Annotated in this window: 21 protein-coding genes; 12 read left to right on the forward strand and 9 right to left on the reverse strand. The window is 75.2% G+C overall.

Annotation, left to right across the window (positions count from 1 at the left end; translation table 11 throughout):
- Positions 1-16 precede the first annotated feature (16 nt).
- From KSE_RS09030 to KSE_RS38270, 3 genes are all read right to left on the reverse strand, one after another.
- Positions 17-739, reverse strand: a complete 723-nt coding sequence (locus KSE_RS09030; RefSeq protein WP_014134982.1) for a zf-HC2 domain-containing protein — start codon at positions 737-739, stop codon at positions 17-19.
- Positions 736-1,296, reverse strand: coding sequence for a sigma-70 family RNA polymerase sigma factor (locus tag KSE_RS09035; RefSeq protein ID WP_014134983.1), 561 nt, complete (start codon positions 1,294-1,296; stop codon positions 736-738). The genes KSE_RS09030 and KSE_RS09035 overlap by 4 nt, the downstream gene beginning before the upstream one ends.
- A 214-nt stretch (positions 1,297-1,510) precedes the next feature.
- Entirely contained in the window at positions 1,511-2,074 is a 564-nt protein-coding gene (locus KSE_RS38270; RefSeq protein WP_148283077.1) for a hypothetical protein, read from the reverse strand.
- Positions 2,075-2,249: 175 nt separating this feature from the next.
- On the opposite strand from KSE_RS38270, the gene trxA reads away from it, so the two are divergent.
- On the forward strand, positions 2,250-2,639 hold the full coding sequence (trxA, locus tag KSE_RS09045; protein WP_269450288.1) for a thioredoxin: 390 nt from the start codon (positions 2,250-2,252) through the stop codon (positions 2,637-2,639).
- 115 nt (positions 2,640-2,754) lie between these two features.
- Here trxA and KSE_RS09050 read toward each other — a convergent pair whose 3' ends face one another.
- Both KSE_RS09050 and KSE_RS09055 read right to left on the reverse strand, forming a co-directional pair.
- The gene (locus KSE_RS09050) at positions 2,755-3,894 is read right to left on the reverse strand and encodes a Fic family protein (protein WP_014134986.1); all 1,140 of its coding nucleotides are present in this window, start codon (positions 3,892-3,894) and stop codon (positions 2,755-2,757) included.
- Positions 3,895-3,972: 78 nt separating this feature from the next.
- The gene (locus tag KSE_RS09055) at positions 3,973-4,728 is read right to left on the reverse strand and encodes a pirin family protein (RefSeq protein ID WP_014134987.1); all 756 of its coding nucleotides are present in this window, start codon (positions 4,726-4,728) and stop codon (positions 3,973-3,975) included.
- 183 nt (positions 4,729-4,911) lie between these two features.
- On the opposite strand from KSE_RS09055, the gene KSE_RS09060 reads away from it, so the two are divergent.
- Positions 4,912-6,090: a WD40/YVTN/BNR-like repeat-containing protein gene (locus tag KSE_RS09060; protein ID WP_014134988.1), complete on the forward strand. Its 1,179-nt coding sequence runs from the start codon at positions 4,912-4,914 to the stop codon at positions 6,088-6,090.
- 83 nt (positions 6,091-6,173) lie between these two features.
- Here the strand turns inward: KSE_RS09060 and KSE_RS09065 are convergent, their stop codons facing one another.
- A complete protein-coding gene (locus tag KSE_RS09065; RefSeq protein ID WP_014134989.1) occupies positions 6,174-6,638 on the reverse strand; it encodes a MarR family winged helix-turn-helix transcriptional regulator in 465 nt (154 codons plus the stop codon).
- Between the two features lie 102 nt (positions 6,639-6,740).
- On the opposite strand from KSE_RS09065, the gene KSE_RS09070 reads away from it, so the two are divergent.
- A complete protein-coding gene (locus tag KSE_RS09070; protein WP_014134990.1) occupies positions 6,741-7,523 on the forward strand; it encodes a dioxygenase family protein in 783 nt (260 codons plus the stop codon).
- A gap of 95 nt (positions 7,524-7,618) precedes the next feature.
- On the forward strand, positions 7,619-8,032 hold the full coding sequence (locus KSE_RS09075) for a hypothetical protein (protein ID WP_014134991.1): 414 nt from the start codon (positions 7,619-7,621) through the stop codon (positions 8,030-8,032).
- On the opposite strand, the gene KSE_RS09080 is transcribed toward KSE_RS09075, so the two are convergent.
- Together KSE_RS09080 and KSE_RS09085 are read right to left on the reverse strand one after the other, a co-directional pair.
- Positions 8,026-8,667, reverse strand: a complete 642-nt coding sequence (locus KSE_RS09080) for an NAD(P)-dependent oxidoreductase (RefSeq protein WP_014134992.1) — start codon at positions 8,665-8,667, stop codon at positions 8,026-8,028. The two genes, KSE_RS09075 and KSE_RS09080, sit on opposite strands and share 7 nt — an antisense overlap.
- Positions 8,668-8,781: 114 nt before the next feature.
- Positions 8,782-9,828 (reverse strand): glycoside hydrolase family protein, encoded by a 1,047-nt coding sequence (locus KSE_RS09085; RefSeq protein ID WP_231873147.1) that lies wholly within the window; start codon positions 9,826-9,828, stop codon positions 8,782-8,784.
- A gap of 196 nt (positions 9,829-10,024) precedes the next feature.
- Here KSE_RS09085 and KSE_RS09090 point away from each other — a divergent pair, with 196 nt between their 5' ends.
- From KSE_RS09090 to KSE_RS09125, 8 genes are all read left to right on the forward strand, one after another.
- Positions 10,025-11,623, forward strand: a complete 1,599-nt coding sequence (locus tag KSE_RS09090) for a CehA/McbA family metallohydrolase domain-containing protein (protein ID WP_014134994.1) — start codon at positions 10,025-10,027, stop codon at positions 11,621-11,623.
- 72 nt (positions 11,624-11,695) lie between these two features.
- On the forward strand, positions 11,696-12,448 hold the full coding sequence (locus KSE_RS09095; protein ID WP_014134995.1) for a polysaccharide lyase: 753 nt from the start codon (positions 11,696-11,698) through the stop codon (positions 12,446-12,448).
- 49 nt (positions 12,449-12,497) lie between these two features.
- Positions 12,498-14,063, forward strand: coding sequence for an ABC transporter substrate-binding protein (locus KSE_RS09100; protein ID WP_014134996.1), 1,566 nt, complete (start codon positions 12,498-12,500; stop codon positions 14,061-14,063).
- 117 nt (positions 14,064-14,180) lie between these two features.
- The gene (locus tag KSE_RS09105) at positions 14,181-15,140 is read left to right on the forward strand and encodes an ABC transporter permease (protein ID WP_014134997.1); all 960 of its coding nucleotides are present in this window, start codon (positions 14,181-14,183) and stop codon (positions 15,138-15,140) included.
- A complete protein-coding gene (locus tag KSE_RS09110; protein ID WP_014134998.1) occupies positions 15,137-16,003 on the forward strand; it encodes an ABC transporter permease in 867 nt (288 codons plus the stop codon). The genes KSE_RS09105 and KSE_RS09110 overlap by 4 nt, the downstream gene beginning before the upstream one ends.
- Positions 16,000-17,811 carry a dipeptide ABC transporter ATP-binding protein gene (locus KSE_RS09115; protein ID WP_014134999.1) on the forward strand — a complete coding sequence of 604 codons (1,812 nt, stop codon included), beginning with the start codon at positions 16,000-16,002 and terminating at the stop codon, positions 17,809-17,811. The genes KSE_RS09110 and KSE_RS09115 overlap by 4 nt, the downstream gene beginning before the upstream one ends.
- Positions 17,812-17,887: 76 nt before the next feature.
- Positions 17,888-19,870, forward strand: coding sequence for an NHL repeat-containing protein (locus KSE_RS09120; RefSeq protein ID WP_014135000.1), 1,983 nt, complete (start codon positions 17,888-17,890; stop codon positions 19,868-19,870).
- A gap of 99 nt (positions 19,871-19,969) precedes the next feature.
- Positions 19,970-20,986, forward strand: coding sequence for an ABC transporter substrate-binding protein (locus KSE_RS09125; protein ID WP_014135001.1), 1,017 nt, complete (start codon positions 19,970-19,972; stop codon positions 20,984-20,986).
- A 6-nt stretch (positions 20,987-20,992) separates the two neighbouring features.
- On the opposite strand, the gene KSE_RS09130 is transcribed toward KSE_RS09125, so the two are convergent.
- Positions 20,993-22,288: a sulfatase family protein gene (locus KSE_RS09130; protein ID WP_014135002.1), complete on the reverse strand. Its 1,296-nt coding sequence runs from the start codon at positions 22,286-22,288 to the stop codon at positions 20,993-20,995.
- Positions 22,289-22,291 lie beyond the last annotated feature (3 nt).

Genomic DNA, 22,291 nt, shown 5'->3' on the forward strand with positions numbered 1-22,291 from the left:
GGGCGGCCGGGCCGGTTCACCGGACGGGGACGGTGACCAGGACGGCCGTTCCGGCGCGGACCTCGAAGCGGCTGATCGCGCCGGGGGCCAGCCCGCTGCCGCCGCCGGTGCGCAGGTCGGTGGTGGCGCCGTAGCCGGTGGGCGGGACGGTCCAGGTGGTGACGGTCTGCCGGGTGCCGTCGGTGCCGACGGCGACGAGTTCGCAGGTCCGCGGGCCGGGGACGTGGGACAGGTCGAGGGTGATCCGGCTGCCCCACGCGGCCGGGTCGACGCCGACCGCGGCGGACACCCCGGTGGCCGGGTCGGTGGCGCCGAACCGCTGGGCGGCGACGGGCGCGGCCGGACCGCCGTCCAGCGCCGCCCAGGTGACCGCGGGGCCGCCCAGCGCGAGCACCGCCGCGACGGCCGCCAGCACCAGCCGCCGCACCCGGGCCCGCCGCCGCTCGCCGGCCACCCGGGCGAGCAGGCGCTCCTCCCCCGCCGACTCGGTCGGGGCCGCAGAAGGGGCCGCGGAAGGGTCCGCGTCCGCGGCGAGTTCGGCGAGCAGCGCGGTGGCGGGGGCGAGGTCGGCGGCCTCGGCGGCGCAGCGCGGACAGTGCGCGAGGTGGTCGGCGAAGCGGGCGGCGCGGTCGGGTTCGAGGACGCCGAGCAGGTGGGCGCCGAGGTCGGCGTGCGGGCCTGGGTGCGGGCCTGGGTGCGGGTCGTCCGGCGGGTCGTCGGGGCGGTGCTGGGTGGTCATGGCGTGGCGTCCCGTTCCTCCAGGGCGAGCCGCAGGGCCCGCAGGGCGTAGTGCAGTCGGGAGCGGACGGTGCCGGGCGGGACGCCGAGGACGGCGGCGGCCTCGGTGGCGGTGCGGCCGCGCAGGTAGGTCTCGGTGATCGCGGCGCGGTGCGCGGCGGACAGCGAGTCGAGCGCGTCGGTGAGCGTGATCAGCCGCAGCGCGCGGTCGAGTTCGTCGTCGGCGGCGGGCGCGTCCGGGTCGGGGAGCCGGTCGAGCGCGCTCTCCGGCACCTCGCGCGGACGGGCCCGGGCACCGCGGTGGCCGTCGATGACGATCCGGCGGGCGATGGTGGCCAGCCAGGGGCGGGGGCTGCCGCGGGCCGGGTCGAGCCGGTCGAGGTGGCGCCAGGCGCGCACCAGGGTCTCCTGGACGACGTCCTCGGCGCGCTGCCGGTCGCCGCCGACCAGGTGCAGCACCATCCCGTACAGCGCTCCGGCGTGTTCGCGGTACAGGGCGCGCATCACCTGCTCCTCGGCGCTGCCGCGGGGGCCGGTGCCGCGCGGGGGGTCGGCCACGGCGCCATCCTCACGCGCGAGCCGGGGCGCGGCGATCGGGGGCGTGCGGGCCGGGGGCGTACGGGGCGGGCGCGGGCGCCGTGGCGTCTCAAGTCCGGCCCGGCGGGTGTCGATAACCGTGCCAGGGGTGCGGCTCGGGCGCCCGCGCCGCACCCCACGGCCCGCTCCCCCGTCCGTCCCGCCGCTGCCGGCCATCGCGGCCATCGCGCCGCGCTCAGTAGCCGCCGGTCGGCATCATGCCCGGCGTGCCCGGTGTACTCGGCGTGCCGCCGTTCGTCGGGACCGGCATCGCCCTGCCGCCGTCGGGGGTGCTGGCGAACCAGGTGCCGTCGACGCCCTGGCCCTTGGTCTCGCCAGGCTTGGTGTCGGGGGCGTAGCGGTACAACGGCCAGCCGGAGAGGGTGAGTTGGCGACTGCCGTCGGGGCGGGTGACGGTGGAGACCAGCTTGGCGTCGATGCCCTTGAGGTCGGCGCCGCCGCTGCCGTTGGCGAGTTCGGGCGGCCACCGGGTGGCGCAGGCGTCGGTGCAGTGGGTGGCGGACGGGCTGTCGCCGTCCCGGTCGAAGCGGTAGAGGGTGTGGCCCTGGCCGTCGGTGACCAGGGTGCCGAGGACGGGGTCGTGCGCGGTCGTCAGGGTGCCCTGGCTCGGCCCGGGGTTCCCGGTGCGGCCGGCCGAGTAGCCACCGCCACCGCCGCAGCCGGCCAGCAGGGCGGCCGCGGCGGCGAGGGTGCCGGCGGCGAGCAGGGTGCGGCGGCGGGTCCGGCTGGTGCTGGTCATCGGCGTGCTCCCGTCCGGGAGGGTGCGTTCCGGTCCCGGTTCGACCGGTTCGCCCGGGGGTACGTACGGCGCGGCCGGGGTGTTCACCGCTCGCGGCCGTCGGAATAGTTCCGCTGGTGACGGGGTTGTGCCGGGCGAAGGGCCCGGACCGCGGGGCCAGGTACGCGAGAGGCAGGTGGCGATGATGAGCACGGTGGAATTGACCAAGGAGAACTTCGACGAGGTGGTCCAGGGTGAGGACAACAAGGAGTTCGTCCTGATCGACTTCTGGGCGGCCTGGTGCGGCCCGTGCCGCCAGTTCGCGCCGGTCTTCGAGCGGACGTCCGACAAGCACCCGGACATCACCTTCGCGAAGGTCGACACCGAGGCCCAGCAGGAGCTCGCCGCGGCGTTCGACATCCGGTCGATTCCGACCCTGGCGATCATCCGCGAGGGCGTCCTGGTCTTCGCCCAGCCCGGCGCCCTCCCCGAGGCCACCCTGGAAGACCTGATCGCCCAGGCCCGGAAGCTCGACATGGCGGAGGTCCACGCCGGCGTGGCCGCCCAGAAGGCCACCCAGGACTGATCGCCCCACCCCGCGCCGAAGGGGCGCCCGGCTCACCCCGGGCGCCCCTTCCGCGTCCCCGCCCCGCCCCGGGGCACGGCGTCCGACCACGGACGCGCGTGGAGGGCGGACCGGCTCAGTGCCCCTGGTACGGCTCGCGCAGGGGCTGGGGCCTGCGCGCCTCGGCGGTGATCCCTTCGGGCAGGTCGGGGCCGGCGGTGTAGTAGCGCCCCTGGGCCTCGCCCTTGGCGGCGAGCCAGCCGGCCCGGACGAGTTCGCGGATGTCGCGCTGGGCCTGCTGTTCGCTCAACTCGGCGTCGGCCTGGTAGGTGGCGCGGCGGACCCGGTTGCCCATGGCCGCCGGATAGAGCGCGTAGAGCATCCGATCGGGCCGGCCCTGCCGTTCGACCGCTTCGTCCAGGGCGCTCCAGACCTCGCGGGTCGTCTTCACCTGGCGTTCGACGGCCTGGGCCTGCTGGTGGTGGGCGCGCAGGCAGAAGCGGATCCAGGGCAGGGTGTCGCGTTCCGGGCTCCACACCGGCCCTCCCACCTCGGCGAGGACGTCGTAGTAGCGGTAGGTGTTGCGGGCCCGGCCCAGCCACTCCTCGATGCCGGAGAACTCCGGCGCCACGACACCCTCCCGGGCCAGCACGAGGGTGTGCAGGGCACGGGACATCCGGCCGTTGCCGTCCGCCCAGGGGTGGACGGCGACCAGGTTGAGGTGGGCCATCGAGGCCCGGACCAGCGCCGGCGCGTCCAGGTCTCCGCCGTTGAGCCACTCGGCCAGTTCCGCGGTGAGCCCGGGCACCAGCACGGCGTCGGGTGCGGTGTAGGCCGCGATGGTGGGATCTTCCGCCGAGGTGACGTAGACCGGGCCGGTGCGCCACCACCCGGGGCGCTTGAGCAGGTGGTGACCCTGCATCATGAAGTGCAGGGCGTTGAGCAGTTCCTTGCTGTAGGCGAAGTCCTCCCCGGCTTCGGCCAGGCGCTGGATGTAGGTCATCGCCTGCCGGTAGCCCTCGATCTCGGCGGTGACGGTGTCGCTCGCCTCGATCGGGGCTTCGCCGACCATGATGTCCTCGACGTCCGGGACGCTCGCCGCGTAGCCCTCGATCGTGTTCGATCCGGCGATGGCCCGTGCGGTGAGGTTGCGCCGGAGCTGGCCTTCCCAGCGGCGGGTCGTGCGCAGGTGCAGGCGCAGCCGGTCGCGCATGTCATCGATCTCCGCGAGCACGGCTTCGTCGATGTCGTGCAGCGCCGGCGTCTCATAGAGCATGCAGCCATGACACCATGACGGTGTCAAGGCGTCAACGATCACCCGTGCCCACCCCGCCTGTGGGGTGGGTACTGCGGGTCAGTCGAGGGTGGCGGTCATCTCCCACTGGAGGAGTTCGGCGCCCTCGGGGCCGGCCGTGACGCGCTGGCCCTCGGCGGCGGTGATGCGCAGGGCGTCGCCCTGGTGGAGCAGGCCGGCGCCTTCGACGGCGGCCTCGCCGCGGGCGGTGTAGAGGTGGACGAAGGGGGCGGTGGCGAGTTCGAGGGTCTCGTCGGGGCGGAGGCGGGCGACGTGCAGGGCGGCGTGCTTCTGCCGGATGCCGATCGCGCGCTGGTTGGCGTGCTTGCCCATGCCGGACGCGAGGGTGGTCCAACCGCCGCGGGCGAGCTGGTCGTTGATGTCGAGCTGCTCGTAGCCGGGGGCGATGCCGGCGGTGTCGGGGATGGTCCACATCTGGATGAAGTGGACCGGGTCCCGGTGGGCGGGCTCGCCGGTGAGCGTCCAGGAGTCGTTCTTCTCGCTGTGCAGGATGCCGCTGCCGGCGCTCATCCGCTGGGCGAGGCCGGGGTAGATGACGCCGTTGTGGCCCTCGGAGTCCTGGTGGACCAGGCCGCCGTCGAGCACCCAGGTGATGATCTCCATGTCCCGGTGCGGGTGGGTGTCGAAGCCGGTGCCGGGGGCGACGGTGTCGTCGTTGGAGACCAGCAGCAGGCCGAAGTGGGTGTTGGCCGGGTCCCAGTGCCGGGAGAAGGAGAAGGAGTGCTTGGAGTCCAGCCAGCCGGCCCGGGTGCGGTAGCGCTCGTCGGCGCGGCGCAGGTCGATCGTGGATGCCATCGGGTCCTCCTCCGTCTGGGGCGTTCGGGGCGGGACGCCCTCCCTGTTGTTGAATTGTAAACCATCTGCGGGGCGGCGGGCATTCCCGGTCGGCGGGACGGGCACCGGGGCGTGATTGTCAGTGACCTGCGTCACACTGCTGCGGGACCACGCACGAGCGAACCTCCGGACGGGTGGGCAACGATGAACGACGCACGGAACGGCGCGGGGAACGACGCACGAAACGACGTACGGAACGAGGCGGACGACCGAAACGGCCGGGGCGGCCCGGACGGTCGGGGCGGCCTGCTGGCCGTCGGGACGAAGAAGGGCCTGTTCCTGGGCCGCAGCAGCCCGGACCGCGAGAAGTGGGAGTTCAGCGGCCCGCACTTCGCGATGAACGGGATCTACGCGGTGGGCATCGACCGCCGCGGCGGCCGGACCAGGCTGCTGGTCGGGGCGGACAGCAGCCACTGGGGGCCCGCCGTGTCCTGGTCGGACGACCTGGGCGCGAGCTGGCAGCGGCCCGCCCGGCCCGCGCTGCGCTTCCCGGAGCGGACGGGCGCCTCGCTGGAGCGGGTGTGGCAGTTGCAGCCGGCCGGCGACGAGGCGCCGGGGGTGGTGTACGCGGGCACCGAGCCGGCCGCGCTGTTCCGCTCCGCCGACGGCGGCGAGAGCTTCGAGCTGGTCGACGCGCTCTGGGACCACCCGCAGCGCGAGCGGTGGGGCGCGGGCTACGGCGGCCAGGGCCTGCACACGGTGGTCACCGACCCGCGCGACCCGGCGGCGCTGCTGGTCGCGGTCTCCTCCGGCGGCGCCTACCGGAGCGCCGACGGCGGCGCGAGCTGGCAGCCGTCCAACACCGGGCTGCGGGCCGACTTCCTGCCGGAGCGGTTCCCCGAGTTCGGCCAGTGCGTGCACAAGATCGCCCGGGACGCCGGCGACCCCGACCGGCTCTACCTGCAGAACCACGGCGGGGTGTACCGCAGCGACGACGCCGGGCGGTCGTGGCGGCCGATCAGCGACGGCCTGCCCGCCGACTTCGGCTTCGGCGTCGCCGCGCACCCGCACGACCCGGGCACCGCGTACCTGTTCCCGCTGGAGGCCGACACCTCCCGACTGCCGGCCGACCGCCGCTGCCGGGTGTTCCGGACCACCGACGCGGGCGGCAGCTGGCAGCCGCTGAGCGCCGGACTGCCCGCCGAGGAGCACTACGGGGTGGTGCTGCGCGACGCGCTGTGCACCGACGACGGCGATCCGGCGGGCGTCTACCTCGGCAACCGCAACGGCGAGGTCTACGGCTCCGCGGACGGCGGTGGGCACTGGTCGCTGCTCACCTCCCACCTGCCGGACGTGCTGTGCGTCCGGGCGGCGGTGCTGTGACCGGCCGCCCGGACGGTCCGGCGGGCCGGGCCGCCGGGCGTCCGGGCGTCCGGGCGTCCGGGCGTCCGGGCGTCCGGGCAGCCTCAGGAGTCGGCGGCGCGCAGCCGGTCGCTGACGGTGCCCAGGCTGTCGGCGAGGGCGGCGAGCTGGGCCGGGGTGAGGACGTCGATCAGGGCCTCGCGGACGGCGGCGACGTGGCCGGGGGCGGCCGCGCGCAGGGCGGCCCAGCCCTGGTCGGTGAGCTCGGCGAAGACGCCGCGGACGTCGCTCGGGCAGGAGCGGCGGGCGACCAGGCCGCTCTTCTCCAGCTGGGTGACCTGGTAGGTGAGGCCGCTCTTGGAGGTGATCAGGCGGTCGGCCAGGTCGGTCATCCGGAGCGAGCCGCCGGGGGCGGCGGAGAGCTGCACCAGGATCTCGTACTGGGTGTGGGAGAGCCCCGCGTCCTCCTTGAGCTGGCGCTCCAGGCGGCGGGCGACCAGGTTGGTGGCGGCGACGAACCCGCGCCAGGCGGCCATCTCGGTCTCGTTGAGCCAGCGGGGTTCGTCCATGCCCCGGAGTCTACTCCGGTTGTTCAAATTCGAACTCGGGTGTACCTTCGGAGGCACAAGGTTCAAATTTGAACTACAGGCCGGCAGCAGGAGGACGGACCCATGAGCACCCCCACCACCGAGCGCATGCCCACCCTCTACCTCTCGCACGGCGCGCCCCCGCTCGCCGACGACCCGATCTGGCCCGGCGAACTCGCCGCCTGGTCCGCCGACCTGCCCCGCCCGAAGGCCATCCTGATGGTCTCCGCGCACTGGGAGGAGGCCCCGCTGGCGATCGGCGCGATCGAGACCGTCCCGCTGGTCTACGACTTCTGGGGCTTCCCCGAGCACTACTACCAGGTGCGGTACGCCGCCCCCGGCGCCCCCGAACTCGCCGCCTCCGTCCGCAAACTGCTGAACGCCCCCGGCACCCCCGTCCAGGACGTGCCGGACCGCGGCCTGGACCACGGCGCGTACGTCCCGCTGGTCGAGATGTACCCCGACGCGGACATCCCCGTCCTCCAGGTCTCGCTGCCCACCCTCGACCCGCGCAAGCTGATGGAGATCGGCCGCAAGCTCGCCCCGCTGCGCGACGAGGGCGTACTGATCGTCGGCTCCGGCTTCTTCACCCACAACCTGCGCGCCCTCTCTCCCGACGGCCGGATCTCCTCCGTGATGGCCGAGTTCGACGACTGGGGCCACCGCGCCCTCGAAGCCCGCGACCTCGACGCCCTGCTCGACTTCGAACACAAGGCCCCCGCCGGCCGCCTCGCCCACCCCCGCACCGAGCACTTCGCCCCGCTCTTCGTCACCCTCGGCGCCGGCGAAGCCGACCTCGGCGACCAGCGCAGCGTCATCGACGGCTTCTGGATGGGCCTGGCCAAGCGCTCCATCCAACTCGGCTGACCCCGGCCCCGGTCCGGCTCCGACCCCGACTCCCCTCCCGCTCCCCGGCGTTCGACAGAATGCCGGGGAGTCGGCACGACGGGGGGACGGACGGAATGACGGAGCCGGGACGACCACTGCGGGGCAGGTACGCGCTGGCGGTGATGGCCGCGGGCTGGGCCTGCGCCTGGCCCGCGCTGCACGCCGAGAACGGCGTGTCCCGACTGATGCGGCGCTGCCTGGACGGCCCCGGGGTACCCGGGTACGCACTGGTACTGGCCTGGACCGGGCTGCTGCTGAACGCCGCCGCGACACTCTGGGTCCTGCTGCTCGCCGTCCGGACGCGACGGGACCGCTCCCGCCCGCTCGGCCTGGCCGGCGGCCTGCTGCTCGCTGCCCTGCCCGCCGCCCTGCTGGTCGGCGTCCTCCAATACGCCCTCCTCCAGGACGTCCGCGCCCACGCCGGCCCGCAGCGCAGCCCCTGCGAGGGCGCGCCGGTCCGCGCCGGGTGGGTCGGCGCGGGTCAGTAGCCGCAGGTGAAGCGTTCGCCGTGGTGGGCGGGGTGTTCGAGTTCGTCGACCAGGGCGGTGGCGAAGTCCGGGAGGGAGAGGGTGGAGAGGCCGTCGGGGGTGGTCAGCAGGGTGTCGGCGGCGAGGCGGTAGCTGCCGGTGCGCTCGCCCGGGAGGAGGTTCCGCGGGGGGCTGAGGACCGTCCAGTCGAGGTCGCGGACGGTGCGCAGGTAGTCCAGTGCCCGGCCGTGCGCGCGCATCAGCTCGAACTGGCGGGGCGGGACGGAGGGCTCGTCCCAGAGCGGGGTGCCGGACGCGGTGAGCAGGCTGCCCGCGCTGCCCACCACCAGCAGGCGCGGCGCGGCGTCCCCGAGTCGGCGCAGCCCCGCGACCAGCGCGTGCGCGGCGGGCTCCACCAGCCGGCCCCGGCCCGGGCCGTCCCCGCCGCCGACCGCGCTCACCACCGCCTGCCGCCCCTCCGCGACCCGCGCGACGTCCTCCGGATCGAGGACGTCCCCGCGCTCCACGCTGATCGCCAGCCCCTGGTACTCCGCCGGCCGCCGTACCACCGCCGTCACCCGGTGCTCCCGCGCCAGCGCCTCGGTCACCACGCACCGGCCGATCGCACCGTTCGCCCCGATCACCGCGACCTGCATGCCCGACCAGCCTCGCTCTCGACGCCACGACCCTGACGTTTCATCAGACCATGTGCGCGGAGTGGGACACGGGAGGCGGGAACGGGGAGGGGGCCGTCGCGCGGGGTCGCGGGGTTACGGGGTCGGGGGGAGGTCGGCGATGGTGTCGAGGATGGCGGTGCGGAGTTCGTGGGCGCCGTCGGGGCGGGTGTGTTCGTAGTAGAGGTACCAGTGGCCGCGGGCGGCGACGAGGTCGGCGTAGCGGGCGGTGGGGAGCCAGGGGGTGTCGGGGGTGAGGCGGTGCCAGTGGTGGAGGTCGGGGGAGGTGGCGAGGCCGCAGCGTTCCTCGTAGTTGCCGGTGGCGTCGGCGGAGCCGTCGTAGAGGGCGAGCCAGCCGGCCCGGGGGTGGGGGACGATCGCGGTGATGCGGGATTCGTAGGCGTCCCAGGCGCCGGGCGGGCCGACGTCGAGGGTTTCGGCGGCGCGGCCGGGGGCGGTGGTGAAGTGGCGGCCGTCGGGTGACTGGGCGCGGGCGGTGGGTTGGACGGTGAGGCCGGTGGTGTGGATGTCGGCGGTGGCGTGGGCGCGGTCGCGTTCGGCGGGGGTGAGGGGGCGGGCCCGGGAGACGGTGCTGAAGAGGTGGACGGTGTCGCCGGTGTCGAGCAGGTAGGGGTCCTTGACGCCTTCGGTGCCGGTGTTCTCGGCGGTGAGGACGGGGGTGCGGGTGGCGAGGTCGAAGTCCTCGGGGCGGCGGGCGCGCAGGGCGTCGATGCGCCAGCGGTTGTCGGCGGGGTCGACGTAGCTGAGGTGGAGCAGGTACTCGCCGTCGCGGCGGAGCAGGGCGAGGCGTTCCATCGACGGGGTGCGGAGTTCGTCGCTGCGGACGGACCAGAGGTCGTGGAACTCGATGCCGTCGGTGCTCTCGGCGACGGCGCAGCGCCAGCCCCGGTCGGGGCCGCCGGCGGTGCCGCGCGGGCGCCGTTCGCGGTAGGTGAGCAGGAAGCGGTCGCGGTCGGGTTCGTAGCGGACGGAGGGGCAGCCCGCCCAGTAGCCGGGTTCGGGGCGTTCGGGGGCGCGGACGAGGTGGGAGCCGGTGAGGTCGGGGGCGGCGGGCGGGGCGGGGTGCGGCATCGGGACCGTCCAGGGTGGGGAGAGCGGGTGCGGGTCGACTGACTCGCCCACTTTCTATCAGATCGAAGAGAAGTCGGACGGAGCGCGCGGACGGAGAATCGGGGCGATTGCGCTGGTCAGACCCACTTCCACCTGCCGATCGTTCGTGACGGACATGTTTCCCCCGATGGCGATCACACAACGTGCCCCGGGTCGATCTTGACCGACCCCGCCCCGGAGCGGCTAACTTCTTCTCATAGTCGATGAAATGCCGAAGCAGAAGGAGGCCGGGCCGCCGATGACCGTTCCCACCACCGACATCCCCGGGTACGCCGGGCTCGGGCTGTACGTCGGCGACCTGCACAACCACTGCGGGATCAGCTACGGCCACGGCAGCGTCGAGGACGCCTACGCCAACGCCCGGCTGCAGTTGGACTTCGCCAGCGTGACCGGCCACGGCTGGTGGCACGACCTGCCGGAGCGGACGCCGGAGCTGGCGGGCCTGGTCGACTACCACACCGAGGGCTTCGCCCGGCTGGCGCGGCAGTGGGAGCACGTCCAGGAGGTGACGGCGGCCGCGCACCAGGACGGCCGGTTCGTGACCTTCCAGTCCTTCGAGTGGCACAGCCTGGCGCACGGCGACCACTGCGTGTACTTCGACGGGCCGCGCGGCGAGATCATCCGGGCGGGCAGCCTGGAGGGCCTGCGGGTGCGGCTGCGCGAGCTGGCGGCGCAGGGCACCCGGACCTGGGCGCTGCCGCACCACATCGGCTACGGGCCGACCCGGCGGGGCGTCAACTGGGCTTCGTTCACCGAGGAGTTCGCTCCGGTGGTGGAGATGGTGTCGATGCACGGCTGCGCCGAGTCGGACGAGGCGCCGCGCGCCTACCTGCACACGATGGGGCCGCGCGGCACCGTCGGGACGGCGCTGCACGGGCTGCGGCTGGGGCACCGGTTCGGGCTGATCGGCTCGACCGACCACCACAGCGCCTTCCCCGGCAGCCACGGGCACGGCCGACTGGCCGTCTGGGCCGACGAGTTGACCCGGGACGGGGTCTGGGGCGCGGTGCAGGGACGCCGCACCTACGCGATCACCGGCGACCGGATCGTGCTGGCCACCTCGGTGAACGGCGCGCCGATGGGCGCCGAGGCGGCGCCGACCGCCGAGCGGCGGATCCGGGTCGACGTCCGGGGCCGGGACGCGCTGGACTACGTGGAGCTGCTGCGCAACGGCGTGCCGGTGCACCGGGTCAGCCGGCCCGAGCTGCTCGCCGGGGCCGCCGCGACGGACGCGTTCACCGGCACGCTGGGTTTCGCGGTCGGCTGGGGCCGCCGCGAGGAGGCGGTGCGCTGGGAGGTGGAGCTGCGGGTCGAGGGCGGGCGGCTGCTGGACGTCCAGCCGCGGCTGCGCGGTTCGGAGACGGTCGCCCCGGCCGACGCGGAGCCGGCCACCTACCGGCCGTCCGACTGGGAGCGCACCGGGCCGGGCGGGCTGCGGCTGCGCACCGTCACCGAGGGCAATCCGAACACCTCGACGGACAGCACCCAGGGCTTCTCGCTGCGGGTCGACGGCGACGACCGGACCAGGCTGACCGCGGTGGTCAACGGCGTCGAGACGTCCTGGTCGGTGGGCGACCTGCGGGAGGGCGCACGGACCGGGTTCACCGGCGGGTTCGTCTCCGGCGCGTACCGCTTCGACCGGGCGGTGCCGGACGCCGAGCTGTCCGCCGGGATCGACCTGACCGACGAACGGCCGGACGGCGACGGCGACTTCTACCACGTGCGGGTGCGGCAGCTGAACGACCAGTGGGCCTGGTCCAGCCCGACCTGGGTGGGACCGGGCGGCTCCTGTCGCCGGGTCGGCTGACCCGAGCCCGGGTCGGTCGGCCGTACCCCCGGTCCGTCGTCCGAGTCCGCACACCCGTAGAGGAGTTCCACCATGAACAAGGCAGTACGCCTGGGCACGGCGCTGGCCGCCGCCGCACTGGCCGTGGTCGGTGCCGCCTGGCCCGCGTCCGCCTCCACCACCGTCTTCGCCGACGACTTCGAGTCCGGTTCGGTCTCCGCCTGGACCAGGCAGCGGGTCGACGGCAACGGCTCGATCACCGTGGCGCCCGCGCCGGGCGGGGGCAGCGGTTCGGCGGCCCGGTTCAGCGTGCCGGACGACGGCGCCTCGTACCGGGCGGAGGTGGCGGTGAACGCGCTGGGCTGGGGGAGCTACCGGTTCGCGCTGGCCGACTACCTGCCGGCGGACTGGGTGCAGACCCCGACCGAGACGATCCTCGCCCAGTGGCACGGCTACCCGCTGGCGGACGGCAGCGACACCAAGCCGCCGATCGCGCTGACCGTGAAGGACGGCTCCTGGCGGCTGAAGGTGCACTGGCTGGTCGACCCGTCGACGGTGGACGAGGCGGTGATCCCGCTCGGGTCGGTGCAGTTCGGGCACTGGAACCAGTGGGCGTTCGACGTCACCTGGTCGACCCCGACCACGCCCGGCGCGATCACCGTCTACCGGGACGGCGTGCAGGTCGGCTCGTACAGCGGCCTGAACAACTACCACCAGAACCAGGCGCCGTACTTCAAGACCGGTATCTACCGGGCCAACTGGAACCCGGCGAAGGGCATCCCGTACCCGACCGGCGGGCCCGACGTGGTGGCGTGGAGCGACAGCGTCACCGTCACCCAGTTCTGACCACTCCCCCGGCGCACAGCCGCCACCGACCCGAAGGGGTAGCACCACCATGAGCGACGCGGCCCGCCGTACCGGCCTGCACCGAAGGGGGTTCCTCGGCCTGAGCGCCGGGGCGGCCCTGCTGGCGGCGGGCTGCCGCTCCGCCACCGACGACGCGGCCGGCGGGGCGGACGCCGCCTCCGCCACCGCGTCCGCGCCGGACCTGCAGATCGTCTACGGCGCGGCGCCCGACCCGACCCAGCTGCTGCACCGCGGGCCGGACACCCCGGTCTTCGTCAACCTGGTGCTGGACCGGCTGGTCGACCTCGACCCGCAGACCCTGCAGCCGGTGCCGTGGCTGGCGAAGTCCTGGGAGTGGAGCGCCGACCGGACGAAGGTGGTGCTGAAGCTGCGCGAGGACGTCACCTTCCACGACGGGCGGGCGCTCAGCCCGGACGACGTGGTGTTCTCGCTGACCGGCGCCACCAAGACCTCGCAGGTGAAGCCGCTGCTGGAGCGGCTGGCCGACATCAAGGCCAGCGGTCCGAACGAGGTCACCCTGACGCTGGCGAAGCCGACCAGCAACCTGTTCGACGCGCTGGCCTTCAACCCGGTGGTGGACGCCCGGAGTTACGTGGACGGGAAGGCCGCCGACAAGGTCAACGGCACCGGCCCGTTCCGCTGGCAGTCCTTCAAGGGCGGCAACCAGCTCGACCTGGCCCGCTACGACCGCTACTGGCAGAGCGGCCGGCCGCGGTTCGAGGCGGTCACCATCCGCTCGGTGACCGGCAGCCAGGCCGCGCTGTCCGCGCTGCAGTCCGGCCAGTCGCACCTGATCGGCGCGGTGCCGGGCCGCGACCTGAAGGTGCTGGCGGGCAACCCGGCCTTCACCGTGCAGTCCGCGAAGTCCTCGTACCAGCAGGCGTTCCTCGGGGTGAACACCGCCTCGAAGCCGTTCGACGACCTGCGGGTCCGGCAGGCCCTGCAGTACGCGGTGGACCGGGAGCGGATCGTCGACCAGGTGTACGGCGGCTACGCCGAGGCCAGCAGCCTGCCCTGGCCGTCGAACACCCCCGGCGTCACCCCGGACCAGGTCAAGCGGTACGCGCACGACCCGGAGAAGGCCCGCGGGCTGCTCCGGGAGGCCGGCGCGGAGGGCGTCCGGGTGCCGCTGACGGCCGCCAACTCGCCGCTGTTCTCCTCGCTGGTGGAGCTGGTCAAGTACGACCTGGAGCAGGCCGGGTTCGGCGTCGACGTGCAGCTGCTGGACAACGCGGCGCTCCAGCCGAAGATCCAGCAGGGCACCCTGGAGGGCCTGTTCGTCGCCAACCACGGCATGGTCAGCGTCTCCCCGCTGAGCGGGATCACCGTCTCCGGGCCGCTCCAGGTCGGCCGGAACACCTCGCACGTCACCGACCCGGCGTACGCGGCGCTCCAGGAGCGGGCGTTCGCCGCCCCGGACGAGCGGGCCCGGGCGGACGTCAACCACGAGCTGTCCGAGTACCTGCTGACCCAGTCCTTCCACATCACGCTGGCACACGCCTGGGAGACCTACGCCTTCGCCTCGGCGGTGCGCGGCGTGGCCACCAGCGCGCTCGGCTACCTGCGGCTCGACGACACCCGCCGCACCGCCTGACCGCGCCCGACCGCGCCCGATCCGCCTGACCGCGCCCGATCCGCCGGGCGCCCGGCCCGGCCCCGCTTCCCCGGGGCCGGGCCGGACCGCCGTCCCACCCGACCCCGGAGCACCCCCGTGCCGTACTGGACCAGAAAGGCGACCGGAGCGCTGGCCACGCTCTGGCTCGCCTCCGTCGCCGTCTTCCTGCTGCTGCGGCTCGCCCCCGGCGACCCGGTCTCGGCCGCGCTCGGCGCCGAGGCCGACCAGGAGCAGCACGACCGGCTGGCCCGCGGCCTGGGCGTCGACCGGCCGCTGCCCGTCCAGTACCTGGGCTGGCTGCGCGGCCTGCTCACCGGCGATCCCGGGCTGTCCTTCCACTACCGCGAGCCGGTCACCCGGCTGATCGGGCAGAGCCTCGGCAGCACCGTCCAACTCGCGCTCGCCGCAGCGGTGTTGATGCTGCTGCTCGGGCTGCTGCTGGGCGCCGCGCTGGCCACCGAGCGGCGGCCGCGGCTGGCCCGGGTGCTCGACCCGGTGTCGACCGCGCTGCTGGCACTGCCGGTGTACGTGACGGCGGTGCTGTTCGTGTTCGTCTTCGCGGTGGTGCTGCGGGTGCTGCCGGCCGGCGGCGAGAAGGACCTGTTCGCGGCGCCCGACCTGGCCGTGCAGTACCTGGCGCTGCCCGCCGTCGCGCTCGCGCTGCCCGGCTCGGTGGTGCTGGCCCGGCTGCTGGCCACCGAGCTGCGGCGGACCCGGCAGGAGGAGTTCGTGCTGACCGCCGTCGCCAAGGGCGCCTCGCCGCGCCGGATCCTGCTGCGGCACGTGCTGCCCAACAGCCTGGCCCCGTTCTGCGTCGAGTTCGGCCTGCACCTGGGCGAGCTGCTCGGCGGGGCGGTGGTCGCCGAGCAGCTGTTCGCCCGGCACGGCCTCGGGCAGCTGCTGCTGGACGCGATCAACCAGCGCGACTACCCGGTCGCGCAGACCCTGATCATGCTCGCGGTGGCCGTCGCCGTGCTCGTCCAACTCGGCTCGGAACTGCTGGTCGGACGGCTCGACCCGCGGATCGCCCGGGCCGGCACCGGGGAGGCCCGATGACCGCCGACGCCGCACCGCTGCGCCGCCCGCCGCTGCTCCGGCGGCTCCCCCGGCGCCCCGCGCTGCCCGCCGCGCTGCGCACCCCGCGCGGCCGGACCGGGGCGGTGCTGGTCGCGCTGGTGGTGCTGCTCGGGCTGCTCGGCCCGCTGCTGCTCGGCACCGACCCGTACCGGCAGGGGCGGCAGGCGCTGGCCGGGCCGTCCGCGGCGCACCTGCTGGGCACCGACGAGGTCGGCCGCGACCTGCTGGCCCGGGCGCTCGCCGGGGTCCGCACCGAGCTGCTGGTCTGCCTGCTGGCGGTGCCCGCGGCGGCGGCGCTCGGCACCCTGCTGGGCCTGCTCGGCGGGCTGAACCGGCTGCTCGGCGAGGCCGTGCAGCGGCTGTTCGACCTGCTGCTGGGCTGCCACGGGCTGCTGCTCGGCCTGGCGCTGGCGCTGCTGCTGCGCCCCGGGCTGGGCACCGTGGTGACCACCATCGTGCTCAGCGCGCTGCCCTCGTTCGGCCGGCAGGCGCGCGCCGCGCTGCTCGGCCAGCTGGCCCGCGACCACGTGGTGGCCGCCCGGGTGCTCGGGGTGCCGCGCGGCCGGGTCCTGCGCCGGCACGTGCTGCCGAACGTCGCGGACGCCACCACCGCGCTGCTGGCGGTGGCGATGGCGCACGCGGTGAAGATCGAGGGTGGCCTGAGCGTGCTGGGCCTGGGCGTCCAGCCGCCCGCGCCCTCGCTCGGCACGATGATCAACACCGGCTCCAAGTACCTGTTCCTGCAGCCCGGTTACGCGCTGGCACCGGTCGTGCTGCTCGGCCTGCTGGTGTTCGGGCTGACCCTGCTCGCCGACTCGTTCAACCGGGAGAGACTGCGATGACCGTGACCACGGGCGACCGGGCGGTAGTCGGGACGGTCGGCGGGCCGCTGCTGGAGGTGCGCGGGCTGCGGGTCGAGGCGGCCGGCGCCGAGGTGGTGCACGGCGTCGACCTGACCGTGCGGCCGGGCGAGATCCTCGGCCTGGTCGGCGAGTCGGGCTCCGGCAAGACGCTCACCGCGCTGGCCGTCAACCGGATGCTGCCGCCGCGCTGCCGCACCACCGCGGGAACGGTCCGGTTCGGCGGCACCGACCTGCTCGCGCTGGACGAGCCCGGCATGCGGGCGGTGCGCGGGCGGCGGATCGGCATGGTCTTCCAGGACCCGCTGGCCTACCTCAACCCCCGGACGCCGGTCGGCCGCCAGCTCGCCGAGGCCGCCCTGGTGCACGGCGCGGGCCGGGCCGCCGCGAAGGCCCGGGCGCTCGAACTGCTCGACCAGGTCGGCATCGCCGAGGCCACCCGCCGCTACCGCGACCGGCCGCACGAGTTCTCCGGCGGCATGCGGCAGCGCGTCCTGATCGCGATGGCGATGGCCAACCGGCCCGAGCTGCTGATCGCCGACGAGCCGACCACCGCGCTCGACCCGACCACCCGGGTCGGGATCCTCGACCTGCTGGTGCGGCTGCGCGACGAGACCGGCACCGCCGTCCTGCTGATCACCCACGACCTGGGCACGGTCGCCCGCAGCTGCGACACCGTGCAGGTGACATACGCCGGCCGGACCGCCGAACGGGCCCCCGCCGCAAGCCTGTTGGCCCGCCCCCGGCACCGCTACACGGCCGGCCTGCTGGCCGGCGTCCCCCGGCTGGACACCCCGCCCGGCCACCCGCTGACCGTCATCCCCGGCCGCCCCCCGGCCGCCGGCGAGCAGCCGCCCGGCTGCGCGTTCGCCGCCCGCTGCCCGGCCGCCACCGAACGCTGCGCGGACGGCCAGCCCGGCTGGACCGGCGACCCGGCCGACGGCTTCGCCTGCCACCACCCGGCCGACGGCCTCCCCGCGCAGGCCCCTTCAACTCCATTTTTGCGCAAGGCTGTTGCCCCAGAAGCGGCCGAAGCGGTGCTGGTCGCCGACGACCTGACCGTCCGCTACGGCCGCCGCCGCCCGCCCGCCCTGGAGGGGGTCAGCCTGCGGGCCGCGCCGGGCCGGGCGGTCGGGGTGATCGGCGAGTCGGGCTCCGGCAAGTCGACGCTGGCCCGGGCGCTGCTCGGCCTGCTGCGCCCGCAGTCCGGGACGGTCCGGGTCGGCGGGCGCGGCTGGGACGAGGTGGGCCGGGCGGAGGAGCGGGCGCTGCGCCGCCGGGTGCAGTTCGTGTTCCAGGACCCGTACGCCTCGCTCAGCCCGCGGATGACCGTCCGGGAGGCGCTGGCCGAGCCGCCGGCCGCGCACGGACTGGCCGACGCGCCGGGCCCGGAGCGGCTGTGCGAGCTGGTCGGCCTGCCGGAGACGGTGCTGGACGCCCGGCCGCACCGGCTCTCCGGCGGGCAGCGGCAGCGGGTGGCGATCGCCCGCGCGCTGTCGGTCGGGCCGGAGGTGCTGGTCGCGGACGAGCCGACCTCGGCACTGGACGTGTCGGTGCAGGCCCAGATCCTCAACCTGTTCGGCGAGTTGCGCGAACGCACCGGCGTCGGGCTGGTGTTCGTCTCGCACGACCTGGCGCTGGTCCGGCACCTGTGCGACGAGGTGCTGGTGCTGCGCGGCGGCCGGGTGGTCGAACACGGGCCGGCCGCCGAGCTGTTCGCCGCGCCCGCCCACCCGTACACCCGGGAGCTGCTCGCCGCGGCCGCCGTTCCCTCGCTCGACCCGGCCTGACCGCGAGCCCGTCGCCGTCGGGCGCAACCGCCCTCGTATTTCGACCTCCGTTGACCGCACGCCCGTTGGGAGCACCATGTCCGCCTCTTCCCCGTCCCGCCGCCGGCTGCTGATCGGCGGCGGCGCGGCGGCCGCGCTGACCGCGCTGGGCTCGCCCGCCGCCGCCCGCCCCGCGCCCACCGTGACCGAACTGGGCCCCGGAAACGCCGACTTCCCGCTGATGAGCGCCACCCTGCTGCGCGGGACGCTGTGGATCGGCTCGCGCAACCTCTCGCCCGCCCGGGTGGTCGGCTACGAGTTGGCGTCCGGGCGGGTGACGGCGAGCGCCGTGCTGCCGACCGGGAACTTCGTGCAGGGGTCGGCGGCGTTCGGCGGCGCGCTGTACCTGGGGGTGACGGACGCGCCGCAGGCCGCCAACCTGTACCGCTACGACGGCACGGTGACCGCGCTGGGCAGCGTGCCGGGCGCGGACGTCCGGGACGTCGCGGTGGCGCCCGACGGCACGGTCTACGCGACCGGGCGGCAGAAGGGCCGGGCCGCCGGGCCCGGCCTGTACGCGTGGAGCCCGGCCACCGGCGCCGTCACCGAGGTGGCCTCGCCGGCGCCGGGCGCCACCCAGGGCCGGGCGGTCGCCGCCACCGCCACCCACGCCTACCTGGGGGTGGGCAGCAACCTGGCGGGCGGCGGCGGGGCGACCCGGGCCACCCTGTTCGCCGTCGATCGGCGGACCGGCGCGGTCGCCGACATCACCCCGCCGGAGCTGCGCGACGACGTGATCATCCGCCGGGTGACGGTGCTCGGCGACGACCTGCTGGCGGTCAGCACCGAGGGCCAGCCCGCGCACGTCGCGCTGCTCGACCCGGCCGACCACCGGGTGCTGCGGTCCTTCCCGGTGCCGGGCTGCAAGAGCGTGACCAACTTCCAGCGCCAGGGCGACACGGTCTGGTTCACCTCGACCGAGCACGGCGTGCTGTGGCGGCTGAGCCTGGCGACCGGCGCGCTGGAGCAGCTCGCGGTGCCGGTGCCGGACGGCAACTCCTGGGGCCTGGGCCGGGACGGCGGCACGCTGGCGGGCGTCACCGAGGGCGGCACGGTGTGGACGCTCGACCTGGCGACGAACGCGGTCACCACCCGGGACCTGATCGAGGCCGGGGCGCCCGGCGGCGCCCAGCTCGGCATGTCGGTGGCGGCCGGCGGCGGCCGGGTGTACGTCGGCGGGAACGGCTCGCTGGCGCTGCACGACCTGGCGGCGGGCACGGTGCGCAAGCTGCCGGTGCCGGGCGAGGCGAAGGACACCGTGGTCCTCGACGACGGCACGCTCTACCTGGGTGTCTACTCCTCGCAGGGCATCTGGCGGTACCGCCCGGGCAGCGACGCGGTGCCGGTGCGGGAGGCCGCGCTGCCGCAGGAGCAGAACCGTCCGCAGGTGGTCCGCTGGGACGGCGACAGCGGCCTGCTGCTGCTCGGCGTGCAGGCCGACACCACCGGCGGCGGCTCGTTCGTCACCTACCGGCCGGGCAGCGGCACGCCGGCCGTGCACGTCGACCCGCTCGGCCCCGGGCAGCTGGTCCGGGCGGTGGCGGCCGGGCGCGGGCAGGCGTTCCTGGGCGGCGACAACGCCAAGGCGACCGGTCCGCGCGGCACGCTGGCCGGCTGGGACCCGGTGGCGGGCCGCGAGCTGTGGCGGCTGGACGGTGCGCTGGGCGCCGGGGTGAGCAGCCTGGCGGTGCACGGGCACACCCTGTACGGCCTGACCGTGGACGGCTGGGCGTTCACCGTCGACCTGCGCGGCTCGGGCCGCCCCGGTTTCGTCCCGGCCGTCGCCCGGCGGACCGACCTGCGGGCGGTCTCCGCCGCCAACCCGCGGCTGCTGGCGCTGGGCGGCACGCTGTACGGCGTCAGCGAGCGGACGCTGTTCCGGCTGGACCGCGACTCGCTGGCGCCGACCGTCCTGGTCCGGCTGGACGCCGAGTGGTACAGCGGCGCCCGGCTGGCGGCGGACGAGGACGGCACGCTGTACACCCTGCGCGGGCGCGAGCTGATCGCCGTCCGGCCGTAGCCCCCCGCTCCGGGCGTGCCCGGACGGCCCGCTGTTCCTACCGTGGGAGGTGGCGGCCGGGGCGGCCCGTCCGCCCCGGCGTCCGAGAGGAACGGCACGATGAGCGAGCGGGACGAGAACGTGGCGATGGCCGGGCTGTACGAGGCCGCGAAGGACGAGGGCGGCAGGCTGGTCGTCTACGCGGGCGGCGACGCGCCGGAGCAGGCCGGGCTGTACACCGCCGGGTTCGCCGAGCGGTTCCCGGAGATCGACGTCGAGGTGACCGTCGACCTGAGCAAGTACCACAACGCCCGGGTCGACGGCCTGCACCTGCGCGGCGAGAACCGGGTCGACGTGGTGCACCTGCAGACCCTCCACGACTTCCCGCACTGGAAGCGCGAGGGCCTGCTGCTGCCGTACCGGCCCCTGGGGGCGGAGCACGGCGACCCGGCGTACGCCGACCCGGACGGCACGTACTGCGCGCTGTTCGCGTTCGCGTTCTCCAACGTCGTCGACACCGCCGTCATCCCCGCGGACCGGGCGCCGCGCGAGGCCGTCGACTACCTGCGGCCGGAACTGAAGGACCGGATCGTGCTGACCTACCCGCACGACGACGACGCGGTGCTCTACCAGTTCGAGCAGCTGATCGACCGGCACGGCTACGGCTGGCTGGAGAAGCTCCAGGCGCAGAACCCGCTCTGGGTGCGCGGCACCGCCACCCCGCTGGCGAAGATCGCCTCCGGCGAGCGGGCCGCCACCTTCACCTCGTCCTACCCGCTCAACCCGGGCGCGGGCGACACGCTGCGCTTCCTGCCCGCCCGCGAGGACTTCTTCCAGTCCTGGTACCAGCCGGGCGCGATCCTGGCCGCCGCCCCGCACCCGGCCGCCGCCAAGCTCTACCTGAGCTACCGGCTCAGCACCGAGGCCCAGCGCGCCTCCGCGCAGTGGCCCGCCCGCACCGACATCACCGTCCCGAACTGGCCCGCCCTGTCCGCGTACGCCAACACCAGCCCCGCCGGGTTCCTCGCCTTCATGGCCGACCGGGCCCGGGTCGAGCGGCTGCGCGGCCTGCTGGAGGACTTCATCGGCCCGGTCGAGGGCCCCAACCCGACCGGCGTCGACCGGCTCTGGCACTGACGTTTCTCACGGCGGCCCGGCGGGCGGCGGCACGAAGCGGGCGAACGGGTCGGCGCCGGCCGCGCAGTGCGCGGCCAGCAGGCGGCGGAAGCGGTCGAGCGGCTCCGCGTGGCGGGCGTCCACGGCGAGGTTGACCAGTTCGCCGGGGTCGGCGGCCAGGTCGAAGAGCTGCTCGCGGTGGTCGCCCCAGGCGTAGCAGACGTACTTGTGCCGTCCGGCGCGGACCATCCGGCCGAGCGCGTTCTGCAGCCCCGGGCCCTCCCAGCGGGTCTCGACCACGACGTACGGGTGCGGGTCGGGCGCACGGACACTGCGGCCGGGCAGGCCGGATGGATCGGACGGGCCGGACGAACCGGGTGGCGGGGCGATCCCGGCGAGGTCGCACAGGGTGGGGATCAGGTCGAGGCCGGTGTTGACCAGCCGGCCGTCGACCGCGCCGGCCGGGACGCCGGGGCCGGCCAGCAGGAACGGCACCCGGACGCACTCCTCGTACAGCGCCCACTTCTGGTTCCAGCGGTGGGCGCCCGCGCCGTCGCCGTGGTCGGAGCTGAACACCACCACGGTGTCGCGGTCCTTCCGGAGCGCGGCCAGCAGCGTGCCGACGTTCCGGTCGACCCGTTCGACCAGCGCGTAGTAGGCGTGCCGGTAGCGGCGCCAGTCGTCCTCGTGCCAGTCGGCGGTGGGGTGGGTGTGCGGCTGGGCCCGGCGGGCCAGGTCGGGCAGCGCGGGGGCGTACGGTGCGGTCGGGAAGTTCGATGGCAGCGGCGGGAGTTCGGGGACGGGCGGGGGCGGCGGCAGCGGGCCGGTGCGCGGCGGCTGGCCGCGGGCCCACTCACAGATGCCGTGCGGCTCCAGGAACGACGCGACCAGCAGGTACGGCCGCTCGCGCGGGGCCCCGACGTACGCGGCGGCGGCCCGGGCCAGCCCGTCGTCGTCGCCCGCCGGGTGGATCCGCTCGAAGCCCCGGCCCGCGGGCAGGTCGAGTTCGGGCAGGTGCCACTTGCCGCCGTACCCGCAGTCGTACCCGGCGTCCCGGAACAACCGCCCGAGCAGCGGGTCCGCCGGGCCGCCGCTGTTGCCGGTGACGCCGAGCGCGCTGGGCGCCCGGCCGGTCAGCAGGCTGGCCCGGGACGGGGTGCAGAGCGGCTGGGCGCAGTACGCGTCGGTGTAGCGGGTGCCGGCTGCGGCCAGCGCGTCCATCGCGGGCGTGCGCAGGTACGGGTTGCCGGCGGCGCTCATCGCGTCGGCGGTCTGCTGGTCGGTCAGGACGACCAGGACGTCGGGGCGTGCGGTTCCGGTCACGGG

The sequence above is a fragment of the Kitasatospora setae KM-6054 genome, from assembly GCF_000269985.1.
Taxonomy (GTDB): Bacteria; Actinomycetota; Actinomycetes; order Streptomycetales; family Streptomycetaceae; genus Kitasatospora; species Kitasatospora setae.

What these genes read in the sequence shown, in the direction of transcription:
- KSE_RS09095 (WP_014134995.1), top strand. Translation starts at nt 11,696, where the DNA reads ATGAACAAGGCAGTACGCCTGGGCACGGCGCTGGCCGCCGCCGCACTG.
- KSE_RS09125 (WP_014135001.1), top strand. Translation starts at nt 19,970, where the DNA reads ATGAGCGAGCGGGACGAGAACGTGGCGATGGCCGGGCTGTACGAGGCC.
- KSE_RS09070 (WP_014134990.1), top strand. Translation starts at nt 6,741, where the DNA reads ATGAGCACCCCCACCACCGAGCGCATGCCCACCCTCTACCTCTCGCAC.
- KSE_RS09075 (WP_014134991.1), top strand. Translation starts at nt 7,619, where the DNA reads ATGACGGAGCCGGGACGACCACTGCGGGGCAGGTACGCGCTGGCGGTG.
- KSE_RS09050 (WP_014134986.1), bottom strand. Translation starts at nt 3,894, where the DNA reads ATGCTCTATGAGACGCCGGCGCTGCACGACATCGACGAAGCCGTGCTC.
- KSE_RS09090 (WP_014134994.1), top strand. Translation starts at nt 10,025, where the DNA reads ATGCCGAAGCAGAAGGAGGCCGGGCCGCCGATGACCGTTCCCACCACC.
- KSE_RS09055 (WP_014134987.1), bottom strand. Translation starts at nt 4,728, where the DNA reads ATGGCATCCACGATCGACCTGCGCCGCGCCGACGAGCGCTACCGCACC.
- KSE_RS09060 (WP_014134988.1), top strand. Translation starts at nt 4,912, where the DNA reads ATGAACGACGCACGGAACGGCGCGGGGAACGACGCACGAAACGACGTA.
- KSE_RS09120 (WP_014135000.1), top strand. Translation starts at nt 17,888, where the DNA reads ATGTCCGCCTCTTCCCCGTCCCGCCGCCGGCTGCTGATCGGCGGCGGC.
- KSE_RS09065 (WP_014134989.1), bottom strand. Translation starts at nt 6,638, where the DNA reads ATGGACGAACCCCGCTGGCTCAACGAGACCGAGATGGCCGCCTGGCGC.
- KSE_RS38270 (WP_148283077.1), bottom strand. Translation starts at nt 2,074, where the DNA reads ATGACCAGCACCAGCCGGACCCGCCGCCGCACCCTGCTCGCCGCCGGC.
- KSE_RS09100 (WP_014134996.1), top strand. Translation starts at nt 12,498, where the DNA reads ATGAGCGACGCGGCCCGCCGTACCGGCCTGCACCGAAGGGGGTTCCTC.
- KSE_RS09115 (WP_014134999.1), top strand. Translation starts at nt 16,000, where the DNA reads ATGACCGTGACCACGGGCGACCGGGCGGTAGTCGGGACGGTCGGCGGG.
- KSE_RS09080 (WP_014134992.1), bottom strand. Translation starts at nt 8,667, where the DNA reads ATGCAGGTCGCGGTGATCGGGGCGAACGGTGCGATCGGCCGGTGCGTG.
- KSE_RS09110 (WP_014134998.1), top strand. Translation starts at nt 15,137, where the DNA reads ATGACCGCCGACGCCGCACCGCTGCGCCGCCCGCCGCTGCTCCGGCGG.
- KSE_RS09030 (WP_014134982.1), bottom strand. Translation starts at nt 739, where the DNA reads ATGACCACCCAGCACCGCCCCGACGACCCGCCGGACGACCCGCACCCA.